Source organism: Variovorax ureilyticus (assembly GCF_037889935.1).
GTDB lineage: Bacteria > Pseudomonadota > Gammaproteobacteria > Burkholderiales > Burkholderiaceae_C > Variovorax > Variovorax ureilyticus.
In genome coordinates, this window is sequence record NZ_JBBKZU010000002.1 from 130,561 (window position 1) to 144,037 (window position 13,477).

A 13,477-nucleotide genomic window follows, 5' to 3' on the forward strand; every position below is an offset into this window, starting at 1 on the left:
TCCTAGAAACGGGGGCCAATCCTGTACAGACGTTTTGGCCGATACATAAAATCGGTTTCATGGATATTCGTTCGGTCGATCTCAACCTCCTCGTGCTCTTCGATGCGATGGCGCGACTGCGCAGCGTCAACAAGACGGCCGAGGAAATCGGCCTCAGCCAATCGGCCACCAGCGGCGCGCTCGCGCGCTTGCGCGAGGTGTTCGACGACGCCCTGTTCGTGCGCACCGCATCGCGGATGGAACCCACGCCGCGCGCGCTCGAACTCGCGCCCGCCGTGCACCGGGTGGTCCAGGCCATCCAGTCGGAGATCCTCCAGCAGCCGAGCTTCGATCCGCTTCGCGCCGAACGGACCTTCACGATCCTCACGCCGGACATCGGCGAGGTGGCGTTCCTTCCGGGCGTGCTGCGCCGCATGCGGCAGGAGGCGCCGCGTGTTCAGCTGCACGCGGTCTCCCGCCCGAGGGCCGCGGCGGCGGAATCACTGGAAAAGGGCGAAGCGGATCTGGCGGTCGGCTTCTTTCCCGACCTGCAGCGCGCGGGCTATTTCCAGCAGGCGCTGTTCACGAGCTCGTATGCCTGCGTCGCATGCGCGCGTAACGAGGCGGCGGGCGATCGCATGACCCTCAAGCAGTACCTCGCGGCACGGCACGTGGTGGTGCGGCCCGACGGGCGGGAGCACCTGCTCGACCGCTACCTCGACGACAAGGGCTGGCATCGGGCGGTCACGCTGGAGCTGTCGCACTTCATGAGCCTGGCGTCGATCCTGCCGGGCAGCGATCTCGTCGCCACGGTGCCGCAGGACATCGCGACGGTGCTCGGGCGGCTGGTCAAGGTGCGCGAGATCGCGCTGCCGTTCAGGCCGCCGCAATTGCAGGTGCGGCAGTTCTGGCACCGCCGCATGCAGAACGATCCGGCGAACCGATGGCTGCGGGATGTCTTCTACGCGGTCAACCGCCGCGATGCGGGCGCCGGGATGCCGCTCTGAGTGCGGCGGGGGCTACCGTCCCAGGGCGAACTGATACCCCGCCCGCCGCGTCGGCGTCAGCGCGCGCCCCTGTTGCGAAGCGCTGGGAGTACTCTCTCGGGCTGATACCCAAGCGCCGCACGAACGCCTTGCGCAAGACGTCTACGCTGCGATAGCCGCACCGACGTCCGATTTCCTCCAAAGACCTTCCTCCAAGCTCGAGCGCCCGACAGACAGCTTCGAGGCGCACTTCTTCGACGTACTTGGCAGGTGTCGTGTCGAGCTCTCGCTCGAACATCCGAATCAGCGTCCTGACACTCGTCGACAGTCTGTCTGCGAGGACCTCTACCGTGAGGTCGACGTGGAGGTGCTCGCTAATCCATGCCCGCAGCTCTTCCAACCTGGAGCCGAGTCCCTGTTGCGCGCGTAGCGAAACGCTGAACTGCGCTTGCCCGCCGGGACGTCTCAGGAACAGGACCAGGTTCTTGGCGATTTCGAGTGCCGTTTCGTTGCCAAGGTCATCGGCAACCAGGGCGAGTGCAAGGTCGATCCCCGCCGATATCCCGGCTGAGGTGTACACGTTGCCGTCTTTCACCCAGATGGGATTTGCATCGACTTGAACCGCCGGATAGAGCTCGGCCAGGCGCTTTGCCATTCCCCAATGCGTTGTGGCTCGGCGACCATCCAGAAGCCCCGCGTCGGCCAGGGCGAACGCTCCCACGCATATCGAGCAAATGCGCCGCACGGACCGCGACCGCGTGCGAATCCAGTTGATGGCTGTCCGGTCCAGGCTTTGCTCCGGATTGAATCCCGACGCAACGATCAAGGTGTCAATGGGCCTGCTCCCACGGCGCTCTTGCTCGAGCGTCCTGTGCGCGCGAAGCGCGATGCCGGATTCACTGGCGAGATGGACGTCGGCTCCCGAGGCCAACAGCTCGAGCACATAAGGAGGTGACGCCGTGCCACGCAGGCGATTTGCCATGGTGAACACTTCTGCGGGACCGATGACGTCGAGGGCGTCCACCGGCGGCAGACCAAGGATGACGATGCGTCTCGTTGCCACGAGAGGCGGGCCGGGCACTTTTCGTTGGGTCATTGCGGCCTCCTTTTGGGCGAGGCCATTTTGGCACGAATCATCCGTAAGTAGTCATTTGTGCCGAGCTGCCGAATCCTACATTGGAGGCTGTCAAGCAAACCCTCAGGAGCACACGGCATGGAACCCCCCATCGTCATCGGCGGTATCGAGGCCCCGGCCTCGGCATTGACCCGCAAGGCATCCTCGCTGGTCGAGCGGGTGCATTCAGCGGCGATGAAGAACCATGTCCACCGCACCTGGTGGTTCTCCGAGTTCCTCGGCCGCAAGCGGGGGATGACCTATGACCGGGAGGCCGTCTACCTCGCCTCCCTGCTTCACGACCTGGGCCTCACGGACGAGCACGCCGCGGACAACCGTTTCGAGGTCGATGGAGCGGACGCCGCCAGCCGCATCCTGATTGCGGAGGGCTACCCCGAGGAAAGAGCTCGGCTCGTCTGGGATGCCATCGCCCTGCACTCCAGTGCGGGCATCGCGGAGCGGGGCGCTCCGGAAGTGGCACTTGTCCATATGGGTGCTCATGTGGATGTGATGGGACTGCGAATCGAGGAGATCTCGCCTTCGCTCATCGACGACACGCTTGCGCTGTATCCGCGGGTCGGCTTCAAGGCGGCCTTCCAGCAAGCCTTGGCCGAGGTGGCCAGAAAGAAGCCGCATACCGCAGTGGGCACCGGCCTGGCAGATATCGGGCGTCGCCATGTTCATGGCTTCGAGCTTCCCGACGTGTGCGACCTGCTGGATCGCGCCCCTTTCGAAAGCTGAACCGCACACGGCAACGAGTGGCCTTGTGCCTCCACTTCAACGGGCACAGCTTTGTCAAATAGGGGCATATGCCCGTAACGACCGAAAGGAACCTGACCATGAACCAGGCGGACATCCTCGTCACTGGCGCAACGGGCCGTACCGGCGGCGCAGCGATAGATACCTTGTTGAAAATGAACCGGCGCGTGCGGGCCTACGTTCGCTCGGATGGCGAGGTCGCCCAGTCCTTGCGCGAGAAGGGCGTCGAGATTGCCGTGGGTGATTTCACCGATCTCGATGCCATTCGCTCCGCGATGGAAGGCACTCGCTCCGCCTACTTCCTGCATCCCATCAGCCCGGGCATCGTTCACGCAAGCGCCTTCTTCGCGCAGGCCGCAAGAGAAGCGGGAGTCACGGCCATCGTCAACATGTCGCAGATTTCGGCGCGACGAGACTCCAGGAGCCACGCGGCACAGGACCATTGGGTGGCCGAGCGCGTGTTCGATTGGTCGGGCGTCGCGACGACGCACTTGCGTCCCACATTCTTCGCCGACTGGCTCGTGTACCCCCATTTCGCGCACGAGATCTGGGAGCGGAAGCGCATTCAGTTCCCCTTCGGGGACGGCCGCCATGCGCCCATCAGCACTGACGACCAGGGGCGCGTCATCGCGCACATCCTGGACAAGCCCTCAGAGCACGCCGGAAAGACTTACACCCTCCACGGGCCGGTCGAGATGAATCACGACCAGATTGCCGCCGTCATGAGCGAGGTTCTCGGCGCACGAATTGACTACGCGCCGCTCTCCATCGAAGAGTTCCGGCATCACATGGAGCACACCTACAAGTTCAACCCGTTCCTGGTTCAGCACTTGGTCGAGGTGGCCGAGGACTATCGGAACGGGATATTCGCGGGAACCAACGATGCCGTGGAACAGGTGACGGGGACGCCAGCACTTTCCGTCGCGGAGTTCATCGACAAGAACCGCGCCGCGTTCGTCTGACAAGCCATCCGCACGGTTGCATGTCTATGGTCGACATGAACACCAGGGTGGAGGACTGCAGCTGCTTCGCCATCAGGCGGGCTGCACGGCAAGCCGCCAGGTTGTATGACGCGCATCTGCAGCCTACCGGTCTTCGGGTCGCGCAGTTTCTGATTCTGGCCGTGCTGGAAGAGGTCAGGACTGCGGACATCCATACCCTGTCTGAACGTCTCGACATCGAAAGGACGGCGACGGGAAAGATGGTTTCCGTGCTGGTGCGGGACGGTCTGGTTCAAGCCGGGCCGGCGCCCGGTGACGCGCGCACTCGCTTGGTGGAACTCACCATGGAAGGCCGCCGGTTGTTCGTCAAGGCCGTGCCGCTTTGGCAGGCGGCGCAGTGCCGGATGGAGGCTTTGAACGGGAGGCAGCGAGTCACCGCCCTCCGAGCGGAGTTGCGTGGACTTGCCATGCACAACGCAGCCGCGGCAGGCCCCGCAGCAGATTTCACCTGGAGGTAGTCCAACATGATTCCTGTCGAACTCATTCTCCCGCTCAGCGTCACGATGGGTCTGGTCACATCCGGCCTGATCGGCGCCTGGTATGTCTGGCCCCGCGTTCGTACGATGCCGATGCATGGTGCTCTGATTGCGCTCATCTTTCCCCATTGTTTCCGCTACCTGGGCCTGTCGTTCCTCATTCACGGCGTGACGACGGCACCTCTGGACCATCGGTTCTCTTTTCCGACGGCGTATGGAGACTTGCTGACGGCGATGCTCGGGCTGGTGACCATCCTGGCGCTGAGGGCGAAAGCGCGATTGGCGTTTCCGCTTGTCTGGGTATTCAGCCTCGTGGGAATTGTCGACTTCCTGAACGCTTTCGCTCGTGGGCTGACGTTCGCCGCACCGGGAGATTTCGGGGCCGCGTACTACATTCCGATGGTCGTCGTTCCTCCTTTGATGGTGGGACACGTACTCATCCTTGCGCGCCTTCGATTCGGACCGGAATAGTCTGATGTGCCATGCTCCTGCCTCGCGGTTTCCGTCCGGTCGGTCCGGCCTGCTCATGGTTCCTCTCGGGCTGGATCGCCATGCCGCGCCGTGGATACGCAACTCGTAATCGCTCAACGGAGGCGCCATCAGGTCGGCAAGAGCCATGAACATCACGCTGCGTCAACTAAGGTACTTTGTCGAAATCGCGCGCAGTCGAAGCTTTTCGCGCGCCGCGCAGCAACTCGGCATCGCCCAACCGGCCTTGAGCCAGAACATCGCCGCGCTTGAAGACGACCTGGGCGCCAAGCTGTTCGAGCGTCACGCCAAGGGCGTCGACCTTTCCCCCGAGGGGCAGCGCCTTTTCGATCGCGCAGTGGACCTCCTTGCGGACCTTGATTCGCTTCGCAGCGACGTTCACGGGGGCGACGCCCCGCCTGCAGGGCCAGTTCGGTTGATGGTGGCGGGTTCGGTTGCCGGCGTGGTCATCGCACCACTTCTTCAAGCGGTTGCCTCCAGGTATCCGGCCATTCGGCTATCCGTGAGCGATGGCATGTCTTTCGAGGCGCGACTTCAGGTTGAAGCTGGCCACGCGCAGCTGGCCCTCATGCCCAGTCCATCGGAAATGCAGGGAATGGAGGCCATGCCGGTCTTCGAGGAGCGCTTCATGGTCTTCGGCTCCCCCAAGCTGATGCGCCGTGAACCGGCGGAGGTAGCGTTCGAGAAGGTCGCTCGCTGGCCCTTGGCCTCTCCAGACCGCGCCCATGACCTGCGCAAGATCATCGAGCGGGCGGCCGTTTCCATCGACCAGCCGTTGGACGTACGGTACGAGTTGAACAGCCCGCCGATGCTCGTGGCCGTCGTCAAGGAAGGGCTCGCGTATGCCGTGCTGCCTCCAAGCAGTTGCATCGAGGCGGTAGCAGCCAAATCCATCGTCGGCCGTCCGATCGGCGGCACGGAACTGACCCGTGTGCAGGCCATCGTCTGGCCCCAGCAGCGTCCACTGTCGCCAGCAGCCGCGGCCGTGCGCGACCTCCTTGCCGAGGTCGTACGTCAGCAACTGGAGTCCGGCCTGCTGTATGGGCGGCTCATCGAGCCAGCCCATAAGAAAATCTGAAGCCCCGCCAGTCGAAGACTGTATTGGATTCGAGCGCCGACCTTGTCCAAACTTCGATGCACAGGGAGCCTATGAGGCTCCAGCAACCGGAGACAAGGCATGGCAGGAAAGAACGTCGTGGTCATCATGTCCGATGAACACGACCCGCGAATCATGGGGTGCTCGGGGCATCCCTTCGTCAAGACGCCGCATCTTGATGCGCTCGCCAGGCGAGGCATCCGCTTCACGAATGCCTACACGCCGAGCCCCATCTGTGTGCCGGCCCGCGCGGCCTTTGCAACAGGGCTTCGTGTGCATCAGGTCCGGCTGTGGGACAACGCCATGCCTTATACGGGCGAGCAGCGCGGCTGGGGTCATGTGCTGCAGGACCATGGTGTCCGCGTGGAAAGCATCGGCAAGTTGCACTATCGCAGCGCGGAGGACCCGGCAGGCTTTGACGAAGAGCATCTGCCAATGCACGTCGTGGGTGGCCACGGGATGGTCTGGGCTTCCATTCGGGACCCTTTCAAGCCGCGCGTTGACGGACCACGGATGCTGGGCGAACGCATCGGCCCCGGGGAATCTTCGTACACCCAGTACGACCGCGCCGTGACCGAGTGCGCCGTGCAGTGGTTGAAGGACGCCGCGGCACGCCAGGACGAGAGCGGGTTCGTGCTCTATGTCGGCCTGGTCGCGCCGCACTTCCCCTTTGTCGTGCCCGACGAGTTCTTCAACTTGTACCCGCTGGGCAGCCTGCCCGAGCCGAAGCTGCACCCGAGCAGCGGCTATCAACGGCACCCGTGGGTGCAGGAGTATGAAGACTTCATGGGCTCGGAGGAAAGGTTTGCCGATGCTCAGGAGCGGCTGCGCGCATTCGCCGCCTACTACGGCCTGTGCAGCTGGCTCGACCACAACGTCGGGCAGATTGTGGGTGCCATCGAGGAGTCGGGGCTGGCGAGTACCACGCAGGTGGTCTACACCTCGGACCACGGCGACAACCTGGGTGCACGTGGCGTGTGGGGCAAGTCCACGCTCTACGAAGAGAGCGTGAAGGTGCCGATGCTGATGGCCGGACCCGGGATCGCCCCATCGGTCTGCGATACGCCGGTCGACTTGCTGGACCTGTTCCCGACCATCCTGCAGGGCGCGGGCATCGACCCGGTTCCCGAGATGAACGACAGGCCCGGTCGAGCATTGCTGGAAGTGGCGACCTCGGCGCCGGAGCCTGAGCGCCCCATCCTGAGCGAGTACCACGCGGCCGGCAGCAACTCTGCCGGATTCATGTTGCGCAAGGGACGGTGGAAGTATCACCACTATGTGGGCTTCCGGCCCGAACTGTTCGACTTGCAGGAAGACCCGGAAGAGTTGCAGGACCTCGCGTCGAGCCCAGCGCATGCGAACGTTCTCGAGAGCATGCGCCGCGCTCTGTACGCGATATGCGACCCACAAGCCGTCGACAGGCAAGCCAAGGCAGACCAGGCCGCGCTCATCGAACGCCACGGAGGCATCGACAAGGCGCACAAGCTCGGCTCGTCGACCTCGACGCCGGTGTCTGCCAATCTGGAACGGAGCCCATCGTGAGCGAGTCCGACATCCAGATCGAGGAGCGCTTCCTGAGCGATTGGAGCGGCCTCAAGATCGGGCGCCCATGCGAAGTGCATCGCCCCCGGACCACGGAAGAGGTCTCCGAGCTCGTGCGGCGTTGCAGGGACGAAGGCTTGTCCATCACCGTGCAGGGCGGCATGACAGGGGTAGCGGGTGGCGCCGTACCGTCCGAGGGTGACGTGGTCATCAACCTCGAGCGGATGAACGCGATCGAAGACGTCGACGCGCTTGAAGGCGTGATGCAGGTGCAAGCCGGCGCGACGCTGCAGCAGGTGCAGGAAGCAGCAACTGCGGCCGGCTGGATGTTCGCGGTGGACCTTGGCGCGCGTGGAAGCTGTCATATCGGAGGCAACGCCGCCACCAATGCCGGCGGCATCCGGGTCATCCGGTACGGAACCATGAGGGATTCGGTCCTGGGCGTCGAAGCCGTGCTCCCGGACGGCAGTGTCGTGTCCTCCCTCACGCGCCTGGTGAAGAACAGCACGGGATTCGACCCGAGGTTCCTCTTCGTGGGCACCGAAGGCACGCTCGGCATCATCACTCGGCTGACTCTGCGCCTTCATCCTCCCATGGGGCAGGCGGCAGCCGCGTGGGTCGTTGCCTCGGAGTTTGAGGCACTCCCGCGATTGCTGCGTTCGCTCAAGCGCACGCTGGGCAGCGCGCTCTGTGCGTTCGAGTTCATGTCCGGCCGCTATGTGCGCACCGCCTGTCGGCTGACCGGGGCCAAAGCGCCAGTCCAGGTTGAGGGGGCCTGGCACGTTCTGATCGAGGCCGCCGGCACGGCCGGACAGCCCATGGAAGAAGCGCTTCATGAAGCTCTGACGCACGCCATCGAGACAGGCGAACTCGATGACTGCGCGGTCGCGGCAAGTGAAGCGCACCGAGAAGCGTTCTGGCGAATCCGCGAGGCAATTCCTGAGGTCCTCACGCACCTGAAACCAGCGGCCACGCTCGACATCGGGCTGCCCTGGGCGCGCACGGGCGAGTACCTCAAGGCCGTGGACGCCGAACTTCACGCACGCCTTCCTGAGGCCGAACACCTGTTCCTCGGCCATCTGGGAGACAACAACCTGCACCTCATCAGCGGACCGGTTGACGAGGCGGGCGTACACGTGGTGGACGAGATCGCCTACCGCGCATTGCGTGGTTGCGGCGGCACGGTAAGCGCCGAGCACGGGGTCGGCCGGCTAAAGAAGGCTTACCTGTCCGTCAGCCGCTCACCAGGGGAAATCGAACTGATGCGCCGCCTGAAGCAGGCACTTGACCCGACCAGCGTCCTCAACCCAGGCCGCATCATCGACTAGGTATCACCCGACAAATACAGGTTCCACGGAGACGAGACATGAAACGCAGAACAATGCTTGGCGTCATTGGGGCGGCATCGGCAGGCTGGCTTGCTTTCCCTGCACAGGCGGCTCGCGCATATCCCAGCGCAGCGATTCGCATGGTTGTACCGTACGCAGCTGGCGGCGGCATCGATGCCGTGGCACGCATGTTGGCGCAGGGCATGGCTGAGGAATTGCACCAGCCAGTGGTTGTTGACAACCGTGGCGGTGCTGGAGGCATGCTCGGCGCTGAAGCAGTTGCCAAGGCACAGCCGGACGGCTACACGGTGCTGTTGGCCGGCAATCCCGAGCTCACCATCACACCTCAACTGCAGAAGGCCAACTATTCCGCGACGAGCGACTTTGCGCCTGTCGTGCTTGTCTCGCAGTCGCCGAACATCCTCGTTGCCAGCCCGTCGCTGGGCGGAAAGACTTTGCGCGAGGCCATGGAAGCAGCGAAGAAGCGGCCTGGTGGAATCTCCGTAGCCACGCCGGGCAATGGATCGCCGCAACACATCGCCGTCGAGCTGCTGCGCACGCAGACGGGGTTGGACATCATGCACGTGCCGTACAAGGGCGCCGCTCCAGCGACCATCGCCGCTTTAGGTGGAGAGGTGAGCTTTGCCCTGGTCGGCGCACCGCCTGTCCTGCCGCATATCGGCAGCGGAAAGTTGGTGGGGTACGCAGTCACTCAGCCGGCGCGCTCGCCACTCGTACCCAACATCCCGACCCTCGGCGAGGCGTTGGGCATCATGCAGAAGGACGACTTCGTCGCTTGGTACGGCCTCCTTGTTCCTGCCCACACGCCGCCCGAAGCAGTCGACGCACTTTCCAAGGCCGCATTTGCGGTACTCAGGCGTGAGGACGCGCGGCCACGACTCGCCGCCCTGGGTACCGACCTGGTCGCGATGCCTGCAGCACCTTTTGCCGAACGAATGCGACAAGAGGCTCGACTCTATGGCGATGTCATCAAGCGATTTGGCATCAAGGCGACCTGAGCGTCGGGACGGAACCTTGCGACGTCATATCAATGAGACGTTGGACTTGAAGGGTCGCATCACAAAGCTTGAGCGGCAATCTTCCACGCTGGTGTGCTTGAGCAGCGTATCCATCACGAACCGGGTGTAGTGGTCCATGTCGGCCACCAGCACCTTCAGAAGGAAGTCCATTTCACCCGTCAGGGAGACGCATTCGACGACCTCCGGCCAGGTCTTCACGGCTGCGGCGAACACGTCCATGGGATTTCGCTTGTCGCCGCCGGTTTGCTTGGCCATGCGCACGTTGATGTAGGCCGTCAACGCCAGACCGACGCGTCGCGCACGCACCAGAGCGACGTAGCCGGCGATCACCCCCGCTTCTTCGAGTCGCTTGACCCGGCGCAGCGTGGCGGAAGCGGAAAGACCAACCTTCCCTCCAAGCTCTTCGTAGGAAAGTCGCCCATTTTCCTGCAATGCAGAAAGGATGCGTTGATCCAATGAGTTTAGTTCGATGGAATCGTCCATTCCATCATTCTTGCATGAATCATGCGCAATCTCGCCATTTGCCTGCAAGTTTGCACGATTCCTGCACGCCGTTTTTCCTATAGTCCTTGGACGCCAACCCACTGTGATCAAGGAGACACCCATGGCTGACCTGTTCGACAACCCTATGGGCCTGTGCGGCTTCGAGTTCGTGGAATTCGCCTCGCCCAGCCCGGGCGTGCTGGAGCCCCTGTTCGAGAAGCTCGGCTTCACGCTGGTGGCCAAGCACCGTTCGAAGAACGTGCTGCTGTATCGCCAGGGCGGCATCAACTTCATCGTGAACAACGAGCCGGGGCAGGCGGCCTACTTCGCCGCCGAGCACGGTGCCTCGGCCTGTGGGCTGGCCTTCCGCGTGCGCGATTCGCACAAGGCCTACCAGCGGGCGCTGGAACTGGGTGCCCAGCCCGTCGACATCCCCACCGGCCCGATGGAGCTGCGCCTGCCGGCCATCAAGGGCATCGGCGGTGCGCCGCTGTACCTCATCGACCGCTTCGAGGACGGCAAGTCCATCTACGACATCGACTTCGAGTTCCTGCCGGGCGTGGACCGCCACCCGAAGGGCCACGGCTTCCAGGTCGTGGACCACCTCACGCACAACGTCTACCGCGGCCGCATGGCCTACTGGGCCGACTTCTACGCCAAGCTCTTCAACTTCCGCGAGATCCGCTACTTCGACATCAGCGGCGAGTACACCGGGCTGACCTCCAAGGCGATGACGGCGCCGGACGGGCTGATCCGCATCCCTCTCAACGAGGAAGCCAGGCAGGGCGGCGGCCAGATCGAGGAGTTCCTCATGCAGTTCAACGGCGAGGGCATCCAGCACATCGCCCTCCTGACCGACAGCCTGCTCGATTCGATCGACCAGTTGCAGATGGCCGGCATCCCGCTGCTCACGGCACCCAACGACATCTACTACGAGAACCTGGAGAAGCGCCTGCCGGGGCACGGGCAGGCCGTGTGCGAACTGCAGGCGCGCGGCATCCTGCTGGACGGCACGACCGAAGGCGGCCAGCCGCGCCTGTTGCTGCAGATCTTCTCGGAGCCGATGCTGGGGCCGGTGTTCTTCGAGTTCATCGAGCGCAAGGGCAACTACCGGGAAGGCTTCGGCGAAGGCAATTTCAAGGCGCTGTTCGAGTCGCTGGAGCGCGACCAGATCAACCGCGGCGTGCTCAAGGCCGAGGCGTGAGCAAGCAGCGCATGAAGGAGGCGCCATGAAGATCGAGCCGCAGGACCTCCAGCCGCTGTTGGCCGGATTGCCGCAGTGGAGATTCACCAGCGATCGTGGCGGCACCTTGGCACGCGAGTTTGTGTTCCACGACTTCGCGCAGGCCTTCGGCTTCATGACCCAGGTCGCGATCTACGCCGAGAAGCGAAACCATCACCCCGAATGGTTCAACGTCTACAACCGGGTTGCTGTCACGCTCACCACCCACGACGTCGACGGTCTGTCGATGAATGACATCGAGATGGCGCGGCTGATGGAGCGGGTTGCTGCAGCACTCGCCTCCCAGGTTCACTGACTTCAGGGGAAATACTCATGTTGCAACAGCTCAAGGAAGCGGCCAAGCACGGTCTTGCCGCGGGCACCGACCATCAACCCGAACGGCCCGACTGGACGATCGATCAGGGATGGGATGCCTACACACCCGAGGAACACGCCGTCTGGAAAACCCTGTTCGAGCGCCAGAGCAGGCTGCTCCCGGGCCGTGCCTGTGACGAATTCGTGCGCGGCATGCTGGACCTCCCGATCGGCCCCGAGCAGATTCCGAACTTCGAGCAGCTCTCGGATGCGCTCTCGAAGCGAACCGGCTGGCAGGTGGTTGCAGTGCCAGGGCTCGTGCCTGACGACGTGTTCTTCGAGCACTTGGCCAACCGCCGCTTTCCGGCTGGACACTTCATCCGCAAGCCGCACGAGCTGGACTACCTCGAGGAGCCGGACGTTTTTCATGACGTGTTCGGCCACGTTCCCATGCTGATGAACCCCGTCATCGCCGACTACATCCAGGCTTACGGGAAAGGCGGGTTGCGCGCCAAGCATCTGGGCGTGCTCGAGAAGCTCGCCAGGGTCTACTGGTACACGGTGGAGTTCGGACTGGTCAAACAGGCGGATGGCCTTCGCATCTACGGAGCAGGCATTGCATCGTCGGCCACGGAGACCGTGTTCTCGGTCGAGGACCCGTCGCCGAATCGGTTGGGATTCGAGCTGGAGCGCGTGATGCGGACCCACTACCGGATCGATGACTTCCAGGAGACCTACTTCGTGCTGGACAACCTCGACCAACTGCTCGATCTGGCGCACATCGACTTTGGCCCGGTCTACGCCCGTGTCGCCAATGCAAGCGATCTGGAACCAGGGGTCGTGCTGGCCTCGGACAGCGTGATTGCCCGTGGGACCGGTCGCTATCACGCCGCCAGGGGCAAGAAGGCTTCCGAATGAACCCACAAACTGTCCTGATCACCGGAGCGGCAGGCCACCTCGGGCAGGCTGTCGCCGCGAAATTTCGCCAGTCCGGCATGCAGTTGGTGCTCGTTGACCGCGACGCGGATGCATTGAAGCGCGCGTTCACGGAAGGCCCCGCCGTCTTGCTCCTGCCGATGGATCTGCTCGATCGGAAACAGGTTGCAGCGGGCGTGAAGGCGGCAAACGCCCGTTTCGGGGCCATCGACGCGTGCTGCCACATCGCTGGCGGATTCCGCATGGGCGAAGCCGTCCATGAAACCTCACCAGCGACTTGGGACTTTCTCATGGATCTGAACGCGCGAACCTTCCTGCACGTGGCAGAGGCGGTCGTGCCCGGAATGTGCGAGCGCCGCCGGGGTCGCTTTGTGACCGTCGGCGCTGCCGCCGCCGCCAGGGGAAGTGCAAACATGGGCGCTTACTGTGCCTCCAAGAGCGCCTTGATTCGATTGACCGAAGCGTTGTCCGCCGAACTGAGGGAGCAAGGGGTCAATGTGAACTGCGTTCTTCCGTCCATCATCGACACGCCGGACAACCGCGCGGCGATGCCGGACGCGGACCCGTCGCGCTGGGTGGCGCCGCAGGCGCTCGCGGAAGTCATCGCTTTCCTGACCTCCGATGCAGCATCCGCGATACACGGCGCAGCCGTTCCCGTCACGGGGTTGGTGTGATTCGAGCCACGGAGACCCACGGTCAGCAATGCCCGGA

At 63.7% G+C, this 13,477-nt stretch carries 15 protein-coding genes; 13 read left to right on the forward strand and 2 right to left on the reverse strand.

Translation table 11 applies throughout. The features are described 5' to 3' along the window. The first annotated feature begins 59 nt into the window (after positions 1-59). The gene (locus WKW77_RS04965; protein WP_340355731.1) at positions 60-986 is read left to right on the forward strand and encodes a LysR family transcriptional regulator; all 927 of its coding nucleotides are present in this window, start codon (positions 60-62) and stop codon (positions 984-986) included. Here the strand turns inward: WKW77_RS04965 and WKW77_RS04970 are convergent. After that, positions 949-2,061 (reverse strand): GlxA family transcriptional regulator, encoded by a 1,113-nt coding sequence (locus tag WKW77_RS04970; RefSeq protein WP_340355732.1) that lies wholly within the window; start codon positions 2,059-2,061, stop codon positions 949-951. The two genes, WKW77_RS04965 and WKW77_RS04970, sit on opposite strands and share 38 nt — an antisense overlap. 117 nt (positions 2,062-2,178) lie before the next feature. Here WKW77_RS04970 and WKW77_RS04975 point away from each other — a divergent pair, with 117 nt between their 5' ends. The 8 genes from WKW77_RS04975 to WKW77_RS05010 all read left to right on the forward strand — a co-directional run bounded on the left by WKW77_RS04975 (position 2,179) and on the right by WKW77_RS05010 (position 9,789). Continuing rightward, complete coding sequence (locus WKW77_RS04975) at positions 2,179-2,820, forward strand: HD domain-containing protein (protein ID WP_340355733.1); 642 nt, start codon at positions 2,179-2,181, stop codon at positions 2,818-2,820. A gap of 98 nt (positions 2,821-2,918) precedes the next feature. Next, on the forward strand, positions 2,919-3,800 hold the full coding sequence (locus WKW77_RS04980) for an NmrA family NAD(P)-binding protein (RefSeq protein ID WP_340355734.1): 882 nt from the start codon (positions 2,919-2,921) through the stop codon (positions 3,798-3,800). Positions 3,801-3,820: 20 nt separating this feature from the next. Next, positions 3,821-4,297, forward strand: coding sequence for a MarR family winged helix-turn-helix transcriptional regulator (locus WKW77_RS04985; RefSeq protein ID WP_340355735.1), 477 nt, complete (start codon positions 3,821-3,823; stop codon positions 4,295-4,297). 6 nt (positions 4,298-4,303) lie between these two features. Next, on the forward strand, positions 4,304-4,786 hold the full coding sequence (locus WKW77_RS04990; RefSeq protein ID WP_340355736.1) for a hypothetical protein: 483 nt from the start codon (positions 4,304-4,306) through the stop codon (positions 4,784-4,786). 145 nt (positions 4,787-4,931) lie between these two features. After that, positions 4,932-5,882, forward strand: coding sequence for a LysR family transcriptional regulator (locus WKW77_RS04995; RefSeq protein WP_340355737.1), 951 nt, complete (start codon positions 4,932-4,934; stop codon positions 5,880-5,882). Positions 5,883-5,981: 99 nt separating this feature from the next. Beyond that, positions 5,982-7,442 carry a sulfatase family protein gene (locus tag WKW77_RS05000; RefSeq protein WP_340355738.1) on the forward strand — a complete coding sequence of 487 codons (1,461 nt, stop codon included), beginning with the start codon at positions 5,982-5,984 and terminating at the stop codon, positions 7,440-7,442. After that, entirely contained in the window at positions 7,439-8,770 is a 1,332-nt protein-coding gene (locus tag WKW77_RS05005) for an FAD-binding oxidoreductase (protein WP_340355739.1), read from the forward strand. Before WKW77_RS05000 ends, WKW77_RS05005 begins: the two co-directional genes overlap by 4 nt. Before the next feature lie 38 nt (positions 8,771-8,808). Continuing rightward, on the forward strand, positions 8,809-9,789 hold the full coding sequence (locus tag WKW77_RS05010; RefSeq protein ID WP_340355740.1) for a Bug family tripartite tricarboxylate transporter substrate binding protein: 981 nt from the start codon (positions 8,809-8,811) through the stop codon (positions 9,787-9,789). Between the two features lie 24 nt (positions 9,790-9,813). Here the strand turns inward: WKW77_RS05010 and WKW77_RS05015 are convergent, their stop codons facing one another. Beyond that, complete coding sequence (locus WKW77_RS05015) at positions 9,814-10,293, reverse strand: Lrp/AsnC family transcriptional regulator (RefSeq protein ID WP_340355741.1); 480 nt, start codon at positions 10,291-10,293, stop codon at positions 9,814-9,816. Positions 10,294-10,414: 121 nt separating this feature from the next. Between WKW77_RS05015 and hppD the strand changes: the two genes are divergently transcribed. The 4 genes from hppD to WKW77_RS05035 are packed head-to-tail and all read left to right on the forward strand — an operon-like array spanning position 10,415 to position 13,440. Beyond that, the gene (gene hppD, locus WKW77_RS05020) at positions 10,415-11,497 is read left to right on the forward strand and encodes a 4-hydroxyphenylpyruvate dioxygenase (RefSeq protein WP_340355742.1); all 1,083 of its coding nucleotides are present in this window, start codon (positions 10,415-10,417) and stop codon (positions 11,495-11,497) included. A 25-nt stretch (positions 11,498-11,522) separates the two neighbouring features. Continuing rightward, on the forward strand, positions 11,523-11,831 hold the full coding sequence (locus WKW77_RS05025; RefSeq protein ID WP_340355743.1) for a 4a-hydroxytetrahydrobiopterin dehydratase: 309 nt from the start codon (positions 11,523-11,525) through the stop codon (positions 11,829-11,831). Positions 11,832-11,848: 17 nt separating this feature from the next. Continuing rightward, complete coding sequence (gene phhA / locus WKW77_RS05030) at positions 11,849-12,748, forward strand: phenylalanine 4-monooxygenase (protein ID WP_340355744.1); 900 nt, start codon at positions 11,849-11,851, stop codon at positions 12,746-12,748. After that, positions 12,745-13,440, forward strand: coding sequence for an SDR family oxidoreductase (locus tag WKW77_RS05035; RefSeq protein ID WP_340355745.1), 696 nt, complete (start codon positions 12,745-12,747; stop codon positions 13,438-13,440). Before phhA ends, WKW77_RS05035 begins: the two co-directional genes overlap by 4 nt. Positions 13,441-13,477: the final 37 nt, after the last annotated feature.

Coding starts and splice junctions, on each gene's coding strand:
- phhA (WP_340355744.1), top strand. CDS start 11,849: ATGTTGCAACAGCTCAAGGAAGCGGCCAAGCACGGTCTTGCCGCGGGC.
- hppD (WP_340355742.1), top strand. CDS start 10,415: ATGGCTGACCTGTTCGACAACCCTATGGGCCTGTGCGGCTTCGAGTTC.
- WKW77_RS04965 (WP_340355731.1), top strand. CDS start 60: ATGGATATTCGTTCGGTCGATCTCAACCTCCTCGTGCTCTTCGATGCG.
- WKW77_RS05015 (WP_340355741.1), bottom strand. CDS start 10,293: ATGGACGATTCCATCGAACTAAACTCATTGGATCAACGCATCCTTTCT.
- WKW77_RS04985 (WP_340355735.1), top strand. CDS start 3,821: ATGTCTATGGTCGACATGAACACCAGGGTGGAGGACTGCAGCTGCTTC.
- WKW77_RS04995 (WP_340355737.1), top strand. CDS start 4,932: ATGAACATCACGCTGCGTCAACTAAGGTACTTTGTCGAAATCGCGCGC.
- WKW77_RS04970 (WP_340355732.1), bottom strand. CDS start 2,061: ATGACCCAACGAAAAGTGCCCGGCCCGCCTCTCGTGGCAACGAGACGC.
- WKW77_RS05025 (WP_340355743.1), top strand. CDS start 11,523: ATGAAGATCGAGCCGCAGGACCTCCAGCCGCTGTTGGCCGGATTGCCG.
- WKW77_RS05000 (WP_340355738.1), top strand. CDS start 5,982: ATGGCAGGAAAGAACGTCGTGGTCATCATGTCCGATGAACACGACCCG.
- WKW77_RS04975 (WP_340355733.1), top strand. CDS start 2,179: ATGGAACCCCCCATCGTCATCGGCGGTATCGAGGCCCCGGCCTCGGCA.
- WKW77_RS05035 (WP_340355745.1), top strand. CDS start 12,745: ATGAACCCACAAACTGTCCTGATCACCGGAGCGGCAGGCCACCTCGGG.
- WKW77_RS04980 (WP_340355734.1), top strand. CDS start 2,919: ATGAACCAGGCGGACATCCTCGTCACTGGCGCAACGGGCCGTACCGGC.
- WKW77_RS05010 (WP_340355740.1), top strand. CDS start 8,809: ATGAAACGCAGAACAATGCTTGGCGTCATTGGGGCGGCATCGGCAGGC.
- WKW77_RS04990 (WP_340355736.1), top strand. CDS start 4,304: ATGATTCCTGTCGAACTCATTCTCCCGCTCAGCGTCACGATGGGTCTG.